The sequence below is a fragment of the Streptomyces sp. NPDC049687 genome (assembly GCF_044465285.1).
Lineage (GTDB): Bacteria > Actinomycetota > Actinomycetes > Streptomycetales > Streptomycetaceae > Streptomyces.
Genome location: NZ_JBITLN010000008.1, coordinates 17622 through 35007, shown reverse-complemented (window position 1 = coordinate 35007; position 17386 = coordinate 17622). Strand labels below are relative to the sequence as shown.

Sequence of the window (17386 nt, the reverse complement as noted above, 5' to 3'; positions counted from 1 at the left end):
CAAGTGGCGCGGGGACGACCGCGTGCGGCCCGACACCCTGAGGGCCTGTCAGCTCAGTGTCGCCATGAAGTCGGTGCAGGCCCGGGCGCAGTCACGGCACGCCTGAGCGGTCTCCTCCGCGCCCGGATGCCTGTCGAAGACGTGCGCGCTCTCCAGACAGACCGTCCGGCACCACTCCAGCTGTACGCGGATGCCGGCCTCGTCCAGGCGGTTGTCCTCGGAGAGCACCCGGCAGGTGGCGTCGCACACCTCCGCGCACATGATGCCCTTGCGGCGCAGCAGCTCCTGCTGTTCCGTGCCGTCCGGATCCACGAGGCTCGCGCGCAGCGCGCAGGTACGCGCACACTCGGTGCACGCCTGTGCGCAGGCGAAGCGATCCTCCAGGAACCGGAAGAGTTCCTGTTGGGAAGTCGTCGAAGTCACGTCTCGCGGGTAGCCGCGACCGGCCGCACCAAACCCCGCCCGCCGGGGCAGGGCGCCCTGTGTGGCGGCTGAGGGACCCTGAGTAACGGGTGCCGCGGCGTGGTTCACGTCCCCTTCCTGGGGTATTCAGCCGATATGAGTACCGCAAGCGAGCAGCTGGCCGCCGCGAGCGGCCTGCTCAGCCTTGTGCTGTTCGTGGTCGGGGTCGCCGTCGTGGCGCTGCTGGCGGGCAGCTTCTGGCTGGGCGCGCGTGTCAAACTGCGCGAGCCTCCGAGGCCGCGCCCGGAGGAGCAGCCGCACCTGCCGCCGGACGGCCCGGTGCACGAGATCCGTGAGAACCGCGAACCCGACGAGATACCCCGGACCCCCAAGGGCGAGCGTCCCCTCACCCCGTACGAGCTGACCAACATGCAGACCCGGCCGAGCGCGGACAAGACCCGGCCGCGCTGGAGCAAGGGCAGCAGCGGCTCGTTCGGCGGCGGCGGTCTCGGCGCCCACTGAGACCGACCCCGCGAGCGGGCGCACGCCGGGCTGCCGGTCACCTGGGTGCTGACCTCCCGGAACAGCACCGCCTACCAGGCCGCCCGGGCCGCCGTCAGCGCTTGCTCGGCGTACGGTCTTCCGAACAGCACGGCGTGCACCAGCAGCGGGAAGAGCTGGTGCACGCCCACGCGGTGGGCCCACCCCTCGGAGAGCGGAGCGGTCTCCTCGTACCCCTCCCGCACCTGTTCCAGGAAGGGGCAGCCGAACAGGGCCAGCATGGCGAGGTCGGTCTCGCGGTGCCCGCCGTGCGCGGCCGGGTCGATCAGCCAGGCCCGGCCGTCCGAGCCCCACAGCACGTTGCCGTTCCACAGGTCGCCGTGGAGCCGGGCGGGCGGCTCGGCGGGCCCGGCCAGTTCCGGCAGCCGCGCGCAGACGCCTTCGACGACGGCCGCCTCGGCGGGGCGCATCGTCCCGGCGTCGACGGCGGAGCGCAGATACGGCAGCACCCGGTGCTCGGCGTACCAGCTCGGCCAGTCCTCGCCGACGGCGTTGCGCATGGGGGCGAGCCCGATGTACGCCTCCTGCGGGCCGTCCGGCGGCGCGGCGCCGAACGCCGGGGCGCCGGCGGCGTGCAGCGCGGCGAGGTCACGGCCGAACCGTACGGCGGCCCGCGCGCCGGGCGCTCCGGTCCGCACCCGCTCGGTCACCAGCCACCGCTCGTCCTGCCCGTACACGACCGGCACCCGCACCGTGTCCGCGGCGGCCAGCCAGCGCAGCCCGGCGGCCTCGGCGCGTACGGCGTCCCGCTCGTCGCTCCGTTTGACCATCACCGTCCGCCCGTCGTCGAGCTCGGCCTCCCAGAGCGCCCCGGACAGCGGGCGCGTCCGGTGGACGGACGCACCGGTGAAGGCGGCGGCGACGGAACCGGGGTCGGGAGCGTGGGGCGAGTGCACGGGACGAGCGTACGGCGGGTTCCCGGTGACTCGGCCACCTCGAGGCCCCGGCGTTCAGGTTCGGACAGTGAACGGACAGTAAACGACTTCGCGGAGCGGCGGCGTCCGAAAGGCGCTGTAGTGGCCTGAACCGTCGCGCAGGGTGAGGTGGAAGATGGCCGACGTGATGCAGGCAGGACCCGTGCGGCGCCCGGGCAGGACACAGCAGAAACGGTGCGGCTGCGGCGCCCCGGTGCCGGACGGCGCCGAGGAACGGTTCCGCGGGCTGCTGGAGGCGGCGCCGGACGCCATGGTCATCGTGGACGACACGGGCGCCATCAGACTGGTGAACGCCCAGACGGAGGCGCTGTTCGGCTACGGCCGCGAGGAACTGCTCGGCCACCCGGTCGAGTTACTCATCCCGCACCGCTTCCGCGACCAGCACACCGGGCACCGGGGCGGCTACACGGCCAACCGTCAGGTACGGCCGATGGGCGCCGGACTGGAACTGCACGGGCTGCGCAAGGACGGCACGGAGTTCCCCGTCGAGATCAGCCTGAGCCCGATGGAGACGGCGGACGGGCTGCTGGTGTCGGCGGCCGTGCGGGACGTCAGCGACCGCAAGGCGGCCGAGGCACGGATCAACGAGCTGGCGGCGCTGGTGGAGTCCTCGCAGGACGCGATCCTCGCCAAGACGCTCGACGGGTACATCACCTACTGGAACGCCGCCGCTCAGCGGCTGTACGGCTACACGGCCGAGGAGGTCATCGGTCGGCATGTCTCCGTGCTGGCGCCGCCCGAAGCGCGGGGCGAAGTACGGTCGTTGCTCAAGCGGCTGCGGCACGGCAAGAAGGTCGAGCACTTCGAGACGCTACGGCTGACCAAGCCCGGGACGCTGCTGGACGTGGACGTGACCCTGTGGCCGACGCGGGACTCGCACGGCACGGTGGTCGGGGCGTGCGCGATCGTGCGGGACATCAGCGACCGCAAGCGCGCCGAGGCCCAACTCACCGCCCTGTACGAGCAGCAGCGGCACATCGCGCTGACGCTGCAGCGCAGTCTGATGGGCACCCCGCCGGCCCTGCCCGGGCTGGCCACCGCGAGCCGCTACCGGCCCGCCACCCAGGGCGCGGGCGTGGGCGGCGACTGGTTCGACCTGATCCCGCTGGGCGCCGACCGGGTGGGCGTGCTCATCGGCGATGTGATGGGCCGCGGGCTCGAAGCAGCCGCCGTCATGGGCCAGTTGAGGTCGGCCGCGCATGCGCTGGCGAAGACCGGGATGCAGCCGCGCCAGCTGATGCGGGCACTGGACACCTGCGTCGCCGACCTCGACGTACCCGACCAGCTCGTCACCTGCTGCTACCTGGTGATCGCCCCGGACTCGGGCACGGTCACCGTCTGCTCGGCGGGCCATCTGCCGGTGCTGGTGGCCGGGGTGGGTGGCGGTATCACCGCGCTGCCCTGCCCGGTCAACGCGCCGCTCGGAGTGGGCGACGTCCTGTACGAGCAGTCCAGCACGGAGATACCCCCCGGTGCCACCCTGGTGCTCTACACGGACGGCCTGATCGAGACGCCCGGCAGCGACATCGAGCTGCGGATCGACGAACTCACCACCATCCTCGACGAGTTCTTCACCGGCACGCCGTCCCTGGAGGATGCCGCCGACCATGTGCTGGCCGGTCTGCTGCCGGACGCCGACAGTCACAACGACGACGTGACCCTGCTGTTCGCGCAGCTCCCGGCGGCACCGCTGGCCGCCGTCACCACCGAACTGCCGGCCGACCCGGCCTCCGTGCCCGAGGGGCGGGTCTTCCTCCACAAGACACTGACGTCGTGGAACTGCGATTCCTGCGCCGACGACGCCCTCCTACTGCTGTCGGAGACGCTCACCAACGCCGTCCTGCACGCCGGCGGCCCCATCGGCCTCCATCTGCACCGCACGGCCACCGATCTCACCGTCGAGGTCAGCGACCGCAGCCCACAGCTGCCGCAGCCACGTCTGGCGGCCGAGGAGGAGGAGTCCGGGCGGGGCCTGATCCTGGTGCGGACCCTCGCCGCCGGCTGGGGGGTACGACCGACGGACGAGGGCAAGACCACCTGGTTCACGCTGAGGCTGTGAGCCCCCGGGAGCGGCCGCCGCGGGCCAGTTCGAAGGCGTCCAGGTGGGCCTGGACGTAGGGCACGGCCACCTTCTCCACCTCCACCTGTCCGTCGACGAAGGCGGGCTGGACGTTGACCTCGAAGACGACCCCGCCGTTCTCGATCGCCAGGTCGACGCCGGCGAACGGCAGCCCCACCGAGGCGGTGGCGGCGACGGCGAGTTCACCGAGGCGGGCCGGGAGGTCGGCCGGGTCGATATGGACGGGGGTGGCGCCCCGGCAGGTGTTGCAGGGGGTGTCGGGTTCGGGCTGGAGGTGCTCGCGGGCGTGCACGACCCGGCCGCCGAGGACGAAGACACGGAACTGGTGGCGCAGGCCGTCGGCGGTGACGTTGCCCGCGTCGCGGGAGAGCATCCAGTCGGTGCCGTGCTCGGCGTAGTAGGCGGTGGCGTGCTCCAGCAGATCGGGGGTGGTGACATGGAAGGTGTCGTTGCCGCCGGTGCCGACGACGGGCCGGGCCCAGGTGTCGCCGCCGAGCCGCTCGAACACCTCGGCCGCCTCCCGCGGGGAGGGCCGGGACAGGACGACGGTCTCCATCTGTGCGATGCCGTCCCGCTGGAAGCGGGCGACGGTGAGGTTCTTCTCCGTCGCCGTCCGCCAGGCCTCCGGACCGGTGCCGAGGGTCACCACGTCGTGGGTCTCCAGGAGTGCCTGGAAGGCGGCGAGGTCTCGCCTGCTGTGCGGCGGGATCTCGTAGAGCAGGACGACGTCGGGGACGAAGTCGAGCCGCTCCTCGGGGACCCGCAGCCGTAACCGGCCTCCGTCGGGGACGCCGCGGCCGGTGCCGCCGGTCGCGAAGTGCCGGGAGTCGATGCGGACGGGCGGTGCGCCGGTGAGCAGTTCCACGGCCTCGGCCAGATAGTCCCGGCAGCCTTCGGGCGACGTGGGATCGGCTATCAGGGCGATGCTCGGTCGGGACACAGCGGCCTCCAGTGGTGTCGACGCGCGCTCGTGCCGCGGGCGCCCTGCCGCACGGCCCGAGCGGTGTCACGGATGGTGCCTGTCGCGCGGGTGGTCCTCGCACCCGTCGCCCTGGAAGCCGCGCCGGTGTGCGGGAGCCGTACCGGGGTCCGGGCGACTGCCGGGCCGGTCACGGGTGGTGACCACGGGGGTGGTGGGGCCCTGTCGTCAAGTCCCGGGGGATCCGCGTCGCAGGGCTGGCCGACCACTGTAGGCACCGGGGAAGGCGCCGTGCCAGGGCGCACGCGCGCCCTCCTCCTGCCCCTTCCCCTGCGCCGTCCGCCCCCGTCCGTGCGCCCTGTCCGGCGGCCTGCGACCAGCGGTCTCAGCCGTCCCAGGACCAGTCCGCGACCTCGGGAAGGTCGGTGCCGTGCACCCGGATCCAGTCGTGGTGGCGCAGCCGCGCGTCCTCCATGCGCTGGCGTACGGCGGCGGCGCGCACGGCGAGCCCGGGGACGCGGTCGATGACGTCCATGACCAGGCGGTAGCGGTCGAGGTCGTTGCGGACGACCATGTCGAACGGCGTGGTCGTGGTGCCGATCTCCTTGTAGCCGCGCACGTGCAGGTTCTTGTGGCCGGTGCGGCGGTAGGCGAGGCGGTGGATGAGCCACGGGTAGCCGTGATAGGCGAAGATCACCGGTTTGTCGGTGGTGAACAGGCCGTCGTACTCGAAGTCGCTCATGCCGTGCGGGTGTTCCCCGGCGGGCATGAGGCGCGCGATGTCGACCACGTTGACGACGCGGACGGCGAGTTCGGGAAGGTTGCGGCGCAGCAGCTGGGCGGCGGCCAGCACCTCCTGGGTGGGCACGTCACCGGCGCAGGCGAGCACGACGTCGGGTTCGCGGCTGCCGTTCTCGGTGCCGGCCCACTCCCAGATCCCGGCGCCGCGGGCGCAGTGGACGCGGGCCTGGTCGATGGACAGCCAGTCGAAGCAGGGCTGTTTGCCGGCCACGACGACGTTGACGTGGTCGCGGCTGCGCAGGGCGTGGTCCGCCACCGACAGCAGGGTGTTGGCGTCCGGCGGCAGATAGACGCGGACGACCTCGGGGCTCTTGTTGAGGACGTGGTCGACGAAGCCGGGGTCCTGGTGGGAGAAGCCGTTGTGGTCCTGGCGCCAGACGTGCGAGGTGAGCAGGTAGTTCAGGGAGGCGATGGACGCGCGCCAGGGCAGCCGCCGTGTCGTGCGCAGCCACTTGACGTGCTGGTTGACCATCGAGTCGACGATGTGCACGAACGCCTCGTAGCAGGAGAACAGTCCGTGCCGGCCCGTCAGCAGATAGCCCTCCAGCCAGCCCTGGCAGGTGTGTTCGGAGAGGATCTCCAGCACCCGGCCGTGCCGGTCGAGGTGTTCGTCGACCTGGAGGGTCTGGGCCTGCCAGGCCTTGCCGCTGGCGCCGTACACCGCCTGGAGGCGGTTGGAGGCGGTCTCGTCGGGACCGACGAGCCGGAAGTCCCGCCGCTCGGCGGTGGATCGCACGACCTCCTGCAGCACCTCCCCCAGGACACGGGTGGGTTCGTGCAGCGTGGTGCCGGGCTTGTCGACGGGGACGGCGTACGAGTCGATGTCGGGCAGGGGAAGTTCGCGCAGGAGCAGGCCGCCGTTGGCGTGCGGGGTGGCGCCGAGGCGGCGGATGCCCTCCGGGATCCAGGCCAGGACGTCCAGACGGGGAGCGCCGTGCTCGTCGAACAGCTCCTCGGGCCGATAGGAGCGCAGCCATGCCTCCAGCTGGCGCAGATGGTCGGGGTTGTTCCGGACGGCCGACAGCGGCACCTGGTGGGAGCGCCAGGTGCCCTCCACGGGCAGCCGGTCCACGTGGGCGGGCCCGGTCCAGCCCTTCGGGGTGCGCAGCACGATGACCGGCCAGCGGGGCCGCTCACCGGTGCCTTCCTCGCGGGCCGCGCGCTGGAGGGCGGCGATGCGGTCCAGGGCGGTGTCCATGGCCTGCGCCATGGCGCGGTGGACGGCGTACGGCTCGTCGCCGGTGACGTGGATGGGGTCGTGGCCGTAGCCGCGCAGCAGGTCGTCGAGTTCGGGTTCCGGGATGCGGGCCAGCACGGCCGGGTTGGAGATCTTGTAGCCGTTGAGGTGGAGGATGGGCAGGACGGCGCCGTCGTGCACGGGGTCGAGGAACTTGTTGGAGTGCCAGGAGGCGGCCAGCGGGCCGGTCTCCGCCTCGCCGTCGCCGATCACGCAGGCGACCAGCAGACCGGGGTTGTCGAACGCGGCGCCGTAGGCGTGCGAGAGGGAGTAGCCGAGCTCGCCGCCCTCGTGGATGGAGCCGGGCGTCTCGGGGGCGACATGGCTGGGGACGCCGCCGGGGAAGGAGAACTGCTTGAACAGCCGGGCCATGCCGGCCGCGTCCCGGGTGACGTCGGGATAGGTCTCGGTGTACGAGCCCTCCAGCCAGGAGTTGGCGACCACCGCAGGACCGCCGTGCCCGGGGCCCCAGACGCACAGGGCGTTCAGGTCACGGGTGCGGATGATGCGGTTGAGGTGGGTGTACACGAGGTTGAGGCCCGGGGAGGTGCCCCAGTGGCCGAGCAGCCGCGGCTTGACGTGCTCCGGGCGCAGCGGCTCGGTGAGCAGCGGGTTGGCCATGAGGTAGATCTGGCCGACGGACAGGTAGTTCGCGGCGCGCCAGTGTGCGTGCAGCGTCCTGACCTCGTCGTCGGTGAGCCGGGCGGACGACTGCCGCGGGTCGACGGACATCTCGGGTTCCCTTCCGGATCGGGGTAGCGCGGAGGTGCGTACCGGTCCGTACCTCCCCACCCTTTCCCGTCCGCCGGGTACCCGACAGGGGCGACCGGACCATACGGCGGAGCGGAACCGTCCGTAAGGGCCTCCGGGCCTCCCAGCGCCGCGCCGGCAAGGTTTGCCTTCAAGGAGCGGCGTCCGGTGCGTGATCCCGGCGTGCCGATATCACGCCCTCTTGAGGTTGTGCCCGGGGTGGCGAGAGCCCGTGCGGGGCGTCGCGACAGGGGGAACCCTGCCTGCCGCGGTGCTAGGAACCGGTGCGGTCGGCGTCGAGCCCGTCGATGTGCTCCACGTTCCGCAGGTCCTCGGTGTCCCGGCTGGCCTCCGCGCCGAACCAGGCGTCCAGGATCTCCTTGAGCAGCGGCTCGGAGGTGAGGCGCAGGCTCAGGGCGAGGACGTTGGCGTCGTTCCAGCGGCGGGCGCCGTCCGCCGTGTAGGCGTCGGCGCACAGGGCGGCCCGGACGCCGGGCACCTTGTTCGCGGCGATCGACGCGCCCGTGCCGGTCCAGCAGCACACCACCGCCTGCTCCGAGGTCCCGTCGGCCACGTCCCGCGCCGCCGCCTCCGAACACACCGCCCATTGCGGGTCGGCGCCGGGGCGCAGCGCGCCGTACGTCACCACGTCGTGCCCGCGGCCGCGCAGTTCCGAGACGAGGGAGCGGGCCACGGCTTCGTCCATGTCCGAGGAAACGGAGATCCGCATGTCAGGAAGCCTACTGAGGGAACGTCCGCGCTGTCGCCACCAGGTCGACTCCCGGCCCGCCGGATCCGGTCATCCGGCAACCGGGCTCCACGTGTCCGCGGTCATCCCGACCGGGTTGGCGGTCGGGATGATCCCGGCGTCCAGCACGGTGCGGGCGAGCGGTTCGAGCAACTGGGCGAGGCGGGCGGTGGCAGCGGGTCCGAGGGCGGTCCACGGGGCGGCCGCCGCGGCATCGGTGTCGGCCTCGATCTCCTCGTGGGCGGCCCTGCCCTCCTTGGTGAGACGCCCGTCCTCGTCGAGCCACCCACGCGCGCGCGATCTCCTCCGCCCCGCCCGCCATTGCTCCGGCTCCCACTTGCGGGTCTGCCGCTGGAACTCCTCGTCCGACTCCCCCGCCGCACACTTCAGCACCATCGCCTCCACGGGCCCCACCCCACGGCCGACGAGGACCGCGATGTGTCCGTCACCGCGGTGTTCACGCAGGGTGGTCAAGGCCTGCCAGAGCCTGACGTGCGGCTGGGCCGGGCGGGCGAGGGCCTGGTTGGCGGCGCCGAGCACCCGCCCGGCCGTGTCCGCGGCCTGGGCCGCCCGCCAGGCCAGGTCGGCCGCCTCGGCCATCTCGTCGGAGCCGACGACGTCCGGGCCGTAGAGGCCGGTCATGGCCTCGCCCACGGCACGCGCGCGGGCCGCGAGCACCTCCGCCGGGTCCGCGTAGGTCCAGGCGTCGGGCAGCGCGCGGGCCACGCGGTCGGGGTGGAAGACGTAGAAGCTGCTGGTGACGACGGAGGCGGGAGCGGCACCGAGGGGGGCCGCGCGCAGGGCGAAGTAGCCCATCCAGTACCCCCGCAGGCCGAGCGCGTCGGCGGCCCGGCGCACCTCGGGAGCGAAGTAGACCAGGTCGTGTACCGGTTCGAACCGCTCCCACATCGCCCGTGCGACGGTGTCCCTCACTCCGGCCTCCCAGCTCGGTGGCGTACCGAGAAGTAGCTTCCATCATGACAGCGGTCATAACAACCCCGACGGGCGATGTCAGCGGCTGCGTCTGGTGCCGCGGCACTAGGTGTATTGATCACGAGCGTTGTTGACACTCGACGGTGCTTGATCACGGCGAAGCCCTTGTCACTGATCAGCAGGATGCCATCGTGCTCGGTGACCATGTCTGCTTCGGCTTCGAGCATCGAGGCCAGCACCTCGCGCTCGCCGATCTTCGGATCGGCCAAGGCCCACAGGATCGGCATCCCGGACGGAGTGCACACCAGATACAGCTTCAGCCCCCAGTAGAACCGCGAGTGGCTGGCGATAGCCCGCCCATCCGGCCAGGTCCGAGCGTTTCACCGTTTGCCGCGACATCCCGCAGGGCACCGGGGTGGAGTCCACGATCCAGCAGTCGTCCAGCCAGAAGTCGCTCGACTTCGCCACCATCCGGATGCCCCGCTTGACCAGGCCGAGCGCGGACCGCAGCCGATTGTTGTAGCCGGACTGCTGAGGCAGGTACGGGAACATCCCGGTGAGGTGCTGGCCGGCATAGCGCAGCCAGTGCGTCTCGGAGGTGAAGCCGAGCAGCGACTGGGCGAGCGCGACACACACGAGCTCGGAGTCGGTCAACACCGGGGGCCTGCCCAGCCATCGTGGTCCCGCCGGCTCGTCGTCGATCTTCACGTACAGTGCGGCCAGAAGGGTCTCGATGTCGTTCGTCACGCAACGATCAACGAGACCCCTTCTCCACTTTGCGCCCGCAGGACTTCGGACCTACTCGTCCAGCCCTACCAACCGGGGTGGGGAGGGGCCGCTCAGCATTCGTCACAGCGCGGGAAAGGCCCCTGCTCACAACCGGCGCGTGAACTCCTGGCGGTCGGCGAAGTTCTCGTAGCCTGCTCGTTCGAAAGCCATGATCATGGCGGTGTTGGCCGCATCGCAGTCGCCGCGGATCTCCTCGGCGCCCGCTTCGACCAGCAGCCGCGTGCCGCGGGCCACCACCGCCGTCGCGTAGCCGTTGCCGCGGCAGGCGGGGGACACAGCCACCAAGCCGATCACCGCGGTCGAGGGGTTTCGGGCGGGGAGGCTGATGGCAGCTGGCGTGCCGTCCGGAGCGTAGCCGATCTCCCACCACCGGGGTTCGTACGAGAATTCCTCCATGTCCGTGAAGAGGCTCTCCGCGGCACCCCGGGCGCCATGCCGGGCGACCTCGGCGGCGAGGTGGGCGTCGGCGCTGGTCGGCAGCGCCTCGGCGAGGAGAGCGATGAACGGCTCACGGCCCAGACTGGGCAGCGAATGCCAGTTCAACCGTTCATCATGCGCAGTGAGTTCCGCCCCGGAGTGGCGGCGGAAGCGGCGACCGTCTCGGGCGCGCTCGAAGCCCGCCAGACGGAGAAGCTCGGCGCGCCGTTCCGGCTCCGCCTGGAACTGCGGCGGCTGCGTCGGCGAGTCGATGACGTGCTCCAGCTCCCTGGCGCCGAGCGAGCCGGCCAGGGCGACGGCCTCGGCCAGCAGCGCCCGGCCGGTGGCCAGGCCCGGCTCGTCCCACCGCGTCTCAAGGAGCACCACGGCCATCGGGACGTCGTTCCCCGGGAGGGTCCACAGCGCGGTTGCCGCGGTGAGCCGACCGGCCTCGTCCTCCGCGACCAGGCACCACTCCGGCCGGGTACATTTCTTGGCAAGCAGGTCGGTGAGGTAGGCGGCCGTCCCGGCGTTGCGCTCGGGCTGCTCGGAGTGCTGGACCAGGGCAGGTAGTTCGTCTGGGCGCGCGATACGTATAGGCATATACCTGGATCATCCTTCTCTCGATGACGTAGCTGGACTTCGCATGAAACCGCCACCCAGTGGCACCGGCAGGCCTGGCTATTCCTGCCCTCGTCGGACCGACCGTCAGACCCGGGCCTGCGGACTGGATACCGTCGGCCTCCTGCGGCAGCGGTCGATCCCATAGCCGATCGGCGGTGGTCGTCGCCTAGGGCGTGTTTCGAAAGTCCCGTCTGGCCCGCGACGCCTGGCACGGCGCCTCGCCGCGTTGTCGGGATCGCCCGCGTACGCCCGGTACGCGGACGACCCTCGGCCTTGCGATGCACCGCGCCAGACGCCGCGGGCCCCGCCCTCCGGGCGGACGACGCTACTTTCGCAACACGCCCTAGCACAGGACGGTGCGGCGCAGGCCTCTCATTCCACCGGGTAGCGCACCACCAACACCCCCTCCACATCCCTCCCCACCGCCTCGTACAGATGCGGTACATCCGCCGCCCACCGGGCGTGGCCGCCCGGGCCCGCCTCGAGCGGGGCGGAGGCGGGACCAACCCGGGCCGTGCCGCTGAAGACCAGCAAGTGCTCCTCCGTGCCCGTCACATGAGCGGCCGAGCGCTGCACCGCGCCGCCCTGAATGCGGATGCGATACACCTCCGACACCGCAGCCGCGTCCTGCACGCGGTCCATCAGCACCGCGTGCACCGCCGCACCCTGCACCGGGGCGGGGCCGACGACCGTGCTCAGCGGCGCCTCGAGGGCCGTGGTCAGCGCGTACAGCGTCTCCAGAGTCGGATTGCGCTGGCCCGTCTCCAGTTCCGAGAGCGTGCCCTTGCCGACGCCGGATCGACGGGCCAGTTCCGACAGCGACAGGCCGCGGTCCTGGCGCAGACGGCGCAGCCGCGCGCCCACCTCCTGGGCCAGTTCCAGAGTTCTCCGCCCCTTACTGCGCCGTTGACGCATTGGCCGTGACGCGACTAGCGTTCCACAAACAGAACGTTCTGTAAACGAAACGATCGTGGCGGTGCACACGCTTGGCGGCGCAGGCGTGGGTTCGGACTTACTCGTCTAGCCTCCACTCATGACCGAGACGATCAGCGCCGACCGCCGCTTCCCTGCCGCCCTCGCGGAGGTGGCGACGGCGGAATTTCCGTACGCCGACGGTGAGGGCTTCGACTTCGAGCCGTACGACGCCTTCGACTCCGCCGAGGAGACCACCGACTGGATCCGTCAGTGGACCGGCAACCAGGAGCTGGACGGCGAGGCCTTCCGGGTCTTCGGGCGGGACGGCACCGGCGGGCTCGCCGCCCTGTGGTGCGTACGCCCGGGCAGGCCGCCGGCCGAGCAACCGGTGGTCTTCCTGGGCTCGGAGGGCGAGGTCGGGGTGGTCGCGGCCAATCTCTCCGACTTCCTGTGGCTGCTGGCCGACGGCTTCGGACCGATGGAGGCCGTGGCATACCCGGACCGCGAAGCCCGGCCCCAGCCCGAACTCGCCGAGCTGGCCGCACGGCACGCCACCACCCCGCGCCGCCCGGCCCGGGTCGTCATCGCCGAGGCCAAGGCCGAGTTCCCGGCTTTCGAGGAGGACCTGGACGCTCTGTGCCGCTGAGCCCGTTCGCCTGGTCCAGGAACGCCGAGACGGCTTGGACGAAACACCCGGCGTCGTCCAGCCAGGGAGAGTGCCCCGCTCCGGGTTGTACGACGAGGGTGGCCTCCGGGAACAGTTCCGCGCACTCCTCGACCGAGCGGGGCGGGCTGTTCAGGTCCAGCTCTCCGGCGAGCAGCAGGACGGGAGCCGTGAGGGTCCCGAGCGCCGCACGCGTGGCCCCGGGAGTGAAGGCTCCCTCCGCCCCGAAGAGGGCGACGGCCTCCTCGTTGTCCGGCCGGGCCCGCGCATGCTGTTCCCGCGCGACAGCGTCCCAGCGGCCGTGGAAGAAGGGGGCGACGGCCTCCCAGTCCCCGCCCCTCCCCTCGGTGATCGCCTCCAGGGCGGCGTACGCCTCGGGGAACCACGGCTCGTTCCGCCGGAGGCGCGCCAGCGCGCGTCGCGTCTCCCCCGTGATCTCGATGCCGACGGCGCGGGTGCCGGGGGTGACCAGGGCGATCCTTCCGACGCGTTCCGGGTGCCGGGCCGCGTACTGCGTCACGACGTTCGCGCCGGCGGAGTGGGCGAGGAGGTCCATCCGGGGCAGCCGGAGGTGGGTGCGGAGGGCCTCGACGTCGTCGACGAGCCGGTCGCAGCGGTAGGACGAGGTGTCCTGGGGGACGGCGGACCGCCCGGTGCCGCGCAGGTCCAGGACGATCAGCCGGCGGTGCGCGGACAGGCCACCGAGGTCGCCCAGGTAGGAGGAGTCCGCCGGGCCGCCGGGGACGCAGACGAGCGGGGCTCCGGTTCCGGTCTCACGGTAGGCGAGCCGGGTTCCGTCAGGTGCGCAGAAAGTGGGCATGGCCGGGGAGTCTGGCACCCCATAACCCAGTTATACAACCCGGTTATGGGGTGCGAGCAGGGTGTATAACCGGGTTGTGGCAGGTGAAGAGAGCGCCCGGAGCGGCCCCGCGACGCTGACCGAGGAGCAGGCCGAGCGCATGCTCGCCGAGATCAACGAGGTCATCCGTGCGGGCGAGGAGATGCGCGCCCTGCGCGCCGAGATGATCCAGGTGCTCGCCGGCCTCGGCTGGACCCAGGACACCATCGCCCGGCTCGCCGGGATGAGCCAGCCCGCCGTGTCCAAGCAGATGACGAAGCACAGGGACGCCGACCGCCCCTCCTCCATGGACCTCGACCTCGACCAGCCCGACACCCCCTGGCTCGAGGGACGTCTGTGGGGCCTGGCCGAGGACATATCGGAGAGCCTCGGCCACACCGCCCACTGCACCCGGTATGTCGAAGCCGTCGGCCGTGGGCGAAAGCGCTTCACCCCACAGCACGTCGACGAACTGCGCCGCCTCGTCGAGGAGGACCTGCGGGTCCACCGCACGGAGCTGCCCGACGGACACCGTGCCGCGTACGACAGGATCAGTCGCGGACTCGACCTTCCCGCCAAGGTCACACACCCCGCCGCCGCCTCGGCGTCCGTACGGCGCGCCCTCGCCCGGCGGCTGCAGCGCGACCGGTTGCGGGACTGATCCGCGCACGCATATGGACGTGCTTCACGAGCCTGACCTAGGGTGCGGGACGGCAAGCGCTTTCTAATGCCTGGATTGGCATGCTCGCGCCAGAAAGGAACCGTCCGTGCCGCACCCCGCATCTCACGGCCCGTCCGGCTCCCCCCGGGAGGTGACCCGCAAGTCGTTCCTGCGGGGCTTGGCGGCCGCAGGCGCGGCCCCCCTGCTCCCCGCCCTGCTGGCCGAGTCCTCCGCGGCGGCCTCACCCGGGCGTCCGGACTTCGCTCTGGTCCGGGACGGTCTCGCGGTCGACATCCACGTCGACGCGGCGGACGACCCCGCCGTGCTCCGCGTGGCCGGCGACCTCCAGGCGGACGTGGAGCGGGTGAGCGGAGTCCGGCCGGAGGTCCGGCACACACTGCCGGACCGGTCCGCCGGGCTGGTCCTGATCGGCACGCTCGGCGCGAGCCCCGTCATCGACCGGCTCGTCGTCCAGGGGCGGCTCGACGTGTCGCGGGTGAAGGGGCGCTGGGAGGCGTCCGTGACCCAGGTGGTGGACCGGCCTGTACCCGGTGTGGCACGCGCCCTGGTGATCGCGGGCAGCGACCGGCGCGGCACGGTCTACGGCGTGTACGACACCTCGGAGCGCATCGGTGTCACCCCCTGGTACTGGTGGGCCGACGTCCCGGTCGAGCGGCGGGACACCGTGACCGTGCCCGCCGGGCCCCTCGAGCGCCTTGAGCCGTCGGTCCGTTACCGGGGTGTCTTCCTCAACGACGAGCAGAATCTGACCACGTGGTCCCACCGTACCCAGGAGCCGGACAAGAACATCGGCCCGCAGACGTACCAGCGCGTCTTCGAGCTGCTGCTGCGTCTGAAGGCCAACTACCTGTGGCCGGCGATGCATCCGTACTCCGACTTCTTCAACAAGTACCGGGACAACCCCGAACTCGCCGACCGCTACGGCATCGTCGTCGGCTCCAGCCACCCCGAGGCGCTGCTGCGCAACGGTGTCCACGAGTGGGAGCCGTGGGCGCGGGAGCACCCGAACGCGGACGGGACACTGCCCGTGTACGACTACACGGTCAACCCCACCGTCATCTCCGACTACTGGCGGGCCAGGGCACGCGAGAACGCCGCGTACGAGAGCAGCTGGACGATCGGCATGCGCGGGCTGCACGACAGCGCGCTGGAGACGAAGCACGCCACGACCGTCCCGGAGAAGGTCGCGGTGATGAACGACATCATCGCCGACCAGCGCCGGATCCTGGCGGAGGAGGTCGGCGCGGCGGCCGAGCCGCAGATCTTCATCCCGTACAAGGAGGTCCTGGACCTGTACAACGCGGGTGTCCGGGTCCCCGACGACGTCACGCTGATCTGGCCGGACGACAACCACGGCAACATGCGCCAGCTGCCGACCGACGCGGAGCGCGCCCGCCCGGGTGGCAACGGGATCTACTACCACCTGTCCTACTGGGGCCGCCCCCGCAGCTATCTGTGGCTGGACACCACCCAGCTCGCCAAGGTCTGGCAGGAGTTGCGCCGGGTGTTCGCGCACGGCGCGGACCGGATGTGGATCTTCAACGTCGGTGACCTCAAGTCGATCGAGACCGGGCTCTCGTTCTGCATGGACATGGCCTGGGACGTGGACCGGTGGGGTGCCGACGAGGTCGAGGGCTTCCTGGTGGAGTGGTACGGGCGGCAGTTCGGGCAGCGGCACGCGCGGGTGCTCGCCGCGATCCGTACCGAGTACTACCGTCTGGCGGCCGAGCGCCGGCCGGAGTTCATCGACCGGAACATCTTCTCCGTGATCCATCACGGGGACGAGGCGGGACGCCGGACGGCTGCCTACGACCGGCTGCTGGAGCGGGTCCGCTCGCTGGGCTCCGAACTCCCCGCCGCCTGTCAGGACGCCTACTACGAGCTCGTCCAGTACCCCGCGCACGGCGCCTACTTGATGAACCTGAAGTACTACTGGGCGGACCGCAACGCCCTCGCGGTCCGCCAAGGCCGGGGTGCCGGCACCAACCGCTTCGCGGACCTGGCCGAGGCCGCGCACACGGCGGAGGCGGCGCTCACCCAGCGGTACAACTCCGAGGTGGCGGGCGGGAAATGGGACGGCTACATCAATCCCTATCCGTCACAGATCCCGAAGGCTCCGGGGCGCCCGGCCGTGACCCGGGTGACCCGGCGGGAGACCTCCGGGCTGGGGGTGGCGGCCGAGGGGAACGAGACCGGGGCGGACGTGCCCCTGCGGTTCTCCTCCTACTCCCGGGACCGGCGCTTCGTGGATGTCTTCAACACGGGCTTCCTGGCCCTGACGTGGAGCGCCGAGGCCGGTCACCCCTGGGTCCTGCTGAGTTCCACGGGCGGCTCGCTCACCGAGCAGATCCGGGTCTGGGTGGAGATCGACTGGTCGCTCGCCCCCGAGGGCACGCTGGACACCGTGGTCGCCTTCACCGGTGGCGCTCAGCGCTTCGAGGTGCCGGTGCGGGTGGTCAACGGCGGGGAGCGGGCCCGTCGCAGGGTTCGGGGGTTCGTCGAGGCCAACGGGTACGTCTCGATCGACGCCGTGCACACCGAGCGGCGCGTGGCGCGGTGCGGGGCCGGCTGGCGGACCGTACGCGGTCTTGGGCGTCGTACGGGCGCGGTGGAGGCGGTGCCCTCGACGGCGGCCCCGGTCACCGGGGAGCACGCGGCCCGGGCTCCCGAGCTGCGGTACCGTGTGCGCTTCTCGAGCGCGGGCACCTTCCCGGTCACCGTGTTCCGGCTGCCCTCGCTGGACGAGCGCGGTGCGCGGCGGCTGGCGGTCGGCCTCGACGACCAGCCGGTGACCGTCCTGACCGGGCAGAACATCGCCACCGGCAACCGGGGGGACGCCTGGGCGCGCAATGTGGAGGAGGGGGTGGAGAAGCTGACCACGACGGTGACGGTCACCGCCCCCGGCGAGCACGTCCTGCGGGTGTTCATGGTCGATCCGGGGATCGTCGTGGACCAGATCGTCATCGACACGGGCGGGGTGCCGGCCGCCGTCCAACTCGCGCCGCCGGAGAGCTACCACCCGGTGTTCAACCCCGAACCGGACACCGGGCCGGGCCTGGACGCGCCCGCCCGGTAGCGGCTTCGGTCCCCT

15 protein-coding genes are annotated in these 17386 nt (G+C 71.8%); 5 read left to right on the top strand and 10 right to left on the bottom strand.

Translation table 11 applies throughout. The annotated features are described in order from the left end of the window. Positions 1-48: 48 nt before the first annotated feature. Positions 49-423 carry a four-helix bundle copper-binding protein gene (locus tag ACIBVL_RS24075; RefSeq protein WP_399099590.1) on the bottom strand — a complete coding sequence of 125 codons (375 nt, stop codon included), beginning with the start codon at positions 421-423 and terminating at the stop codon, positions 49-51. Positions 424-558: 135 nt separating this feature from the next. On the opposite strand from ACIBVL_RS24075, the gene ACIBVL_RS24070 reads away from it, so the two are divergent. Beyond that, entirely contained in the window at positions 559-924 is a 366-nt protein-coding gene (locus ACIBVL_RS24070; protein WP_399099588.1) for a DUF6479 family protein, read from the top strand. 71 nt (positions 925-995) lie between these two features. Here the strand turns inward: ACIBVL_RS24070 and ACIBVL_RS24065 are convergent, their stop codons facing one another. Beyond that, complete coding sequence (locus tag ACIBVL_RS24065; protein ID WP_399099586.1) at positions 996-1859, bottom strand: fructosamine kinase family protein; 864 nt, start codon at positions 1857-1859, stop codon at positions 996-998. 154 nt (positions 1860-2013) lie between these two features. Between ACIBVL_RS24065 and ACIBVL_RS24060 the strand changes: the two genes are divergently transcribed. Next, complete coding sequence (locus ACIBVL_RS24060) at positions 2014-3957, top strand: PAS domain S-box protein (protein WP_399099584.1); 1944 nt, start codon at positions 2014-2016, stop codon at positions 3955-3957. Here the strand turns inward: ACIBVL_RS24060 and ACIBVL_RS24055 are convergent. The 7 genes from ACIBVL_RS24055 to ACIBVL_RS24025 all read right to left on the bottom strand — a co-directional run bounded on the left by ACIBVL_RS24055 (position 3941) and on the right by ACIBVL_RS24025 (position 12078). Then, the gene (locus tag ACIBVL_RS24055; RefSeq protein WP_399099582.1) at positions 3941-4918 is read right to left on the bottom strand and encodes a RimK family alpha-L-glutamate ligase; all 978 of its coding nucleotides are present in this window, start codon (positions 4916-4918) and stop codon (positions 3941-3943) included. The genes ACIBVL_RS24060 and ACIBVL_RS24055 overlap by 17 nt on opposite strands. Positions 4919-5282: 364 nt before the next feature. After that, on the bottom strand, positions 5283-7667 hold the full coding sequence (locus ACIBVL_RS24050; RefSeq protein WP_399099580.1) for a phosphoketolase: 2385 nt from the start codon (positions 7665-7667) through the stop codon (positions 5283-5285). A 292-nt stretch (positions 7668-7959) separates the two neighbouring features. Next, complete coding sequence (locus tag ACIBVL_RS24045) at positions 7960-8415, bottom strand: RpiB/LacA/LacB family sugar-phosphate isomerase (protein WP_399099578.1); 456 nt, start codon at positions 8413-8415, stop codon at positions 7960-7962. Between the two features lie 69 nt (positions 8416-8484). Then, a complete protein-coding gene (locus ACIBVL_RS24040) occupies positions 8485-9366 on the bottom strand; it encodes a hypothetical protein (RefSeq protein WP_399099576.1) in 882 nt (293 codons plus the stop codon). A gap of 168 nt (positions 9367-9534) precedes the next feature. Next, positions 9535-10113, bottom strand: coding sequence for a hypothetical protein (locus ACIBVL_RS24035; RefSeq protein WP_399099574.1), 579 nt, complete (start codon positions 10111-10113; stop codon positions 9535-9537). A 126-nt stretch (positions 10114-10239) separates the two neighbouring features. After that, the gene (locus ACIBVL_RS24030) at positions 10240-11175 is read right to left on the bottom strand and encodes a GNAT family N-acetyltransferase (protein WP_399099572.1); all 936 of its coding nucleotides are present in this window, start codon (positions 11173-11175) and stop codon (positions 10240-10242) included. A gap of 393 nt (positions 11176-11568) precedes the next feature. After that, positions 11569-12078 (bottom strand): helix-turn-helix domain-containing protein, encoded by a 510-nt coding sequence (locus tag ACIBVL_RS24025; protein ID WP_399100379.1) that lies wholly within the window; start codon positions 12076-12078, stop codon positions 11569-11571. Positions 12079-12229: 151 nt separating this feature from the next. Here ACIBVL_RS24025 and ACIBVL_RS24020 point away from each other — a divergent pair, with 151 nt between their 5' ends. Continuing rightward, positions 12230-12757 carry an SMI1/KNR4 family protein gene (locus tag ACIBVL_RS24020; protein ID WP_399099570.1) on the top strand — a complete coding sequence of 176 codons (528 nt, stop codon included), beginning with the start codon at positions 12230-12232 and terminating at the stop codon, positions 12755-12757. Here the strand turns inward: ACIBVL_RS24020 and ACIBVL_RS24015 are convergent. Further along, positions 12693-13595, bottom strand: coding sequence for an alpha/beta fold hydrolase (locus ACIBVL_RS24015; RefSeq protein ID WP_399099568.1), 903 nt, complete (start codon positions 13593-13595; stop codon positions 12693-12695). The two genes, ACIBVL_RS24020 and ACIBVL_RS24015, sit on opposite strands and share 65 nt — an antisense overlap. A 76-nt stretch (positions 13596-13671) precedes the next feature. On the opposite strand from ACIBVL_RS24015, the gene ACIBVL_RS24010 reads away from it, so the two are divergent. Both ACIBVL_RS24010 and ACIBVL_RS24005 read left to right on the top strand, forming a co-directional pair. After that, on the top strand, positions 13672-14274 hold the full coding sequence (locus ACIBVL_RS24010) for a sigma-70 family RNA polymerase sigma factor (protein WP_399099566.1): 603 nt from the start codon (positions 13672-13674) through the stop codon (positions 14272-14274). Between the two features lie 178 nt (positions 14275-14452). After that, positions 14453-17371, top strand: a complete 2919-nt coding sequence (locus ACIBVL_RS24005) for a glycosyl hydrolase 115 family protein (RefSeq protein WP_399100377.1) — start codon at positions 14453-14455, stop codon at positions 17369-17371. Positions 17372-17386 lie beyond the last annotated feature (15 nt).

What these genes read in the sequence shown, in the direction of transcription:
- ACIBVL_RS24020 (WP_399099570.1), top strand. Translation starts at nt 12,230, where the DNA reads ATGACCGAGACGATCAGCGCCGACCGCCGCTTCCCTGCCGCCCTCGCG.
- ACIBVL_RS24070 (WP_399099588.1), top strand. Translation starts at nt 559, where the DNA reads ATGAGTACCGCAAGCGAGCAGCTGGCCGCCGCGAGCGGCCTGCTCAGC.
- ACIBVL_RS24030 (WP_399099572.1), bottom strand. Translation starts at nt 11,175, where the DNA reads ATGCCTATACGTATCGCGCGCCCAGACGAACTACCTGCCCTGGTCCAG.
- ACIBVL_RS24015 (WP_399099568.1), bottom strand. Translation starts at nt 13,595, where the DNA reads ATGCCCACTTTCTGCGCACCTGACGGAACCCGGCTCGCCTACCGTGAG.
- ACIBVL_RS24050 (WP_399099580.1), bottom strand. Translation starts at nt 7,667, where the DNA reads ATGTCCGTCGACCCGCGGCAGTCGTCCGCCCGGCTCACCGACGACGAG.
- ACIBVL_RS24060 (WP_399099584.1), top strand. Translation starts at nt 2,014, where the DNA reads ATGGCCGACGTGATGCAGGCAGGACCCGTGCGGCGCCCGGGCAGGACA.
- ACIBVL_RS24045 (WP_399099578.1), bottom strand. Translation starts at nt 8,415, where the DNA reads ATGCGGATCTCCGTTTCCTCGGACATGGACGAAGCCGTGGCCCGCTCC.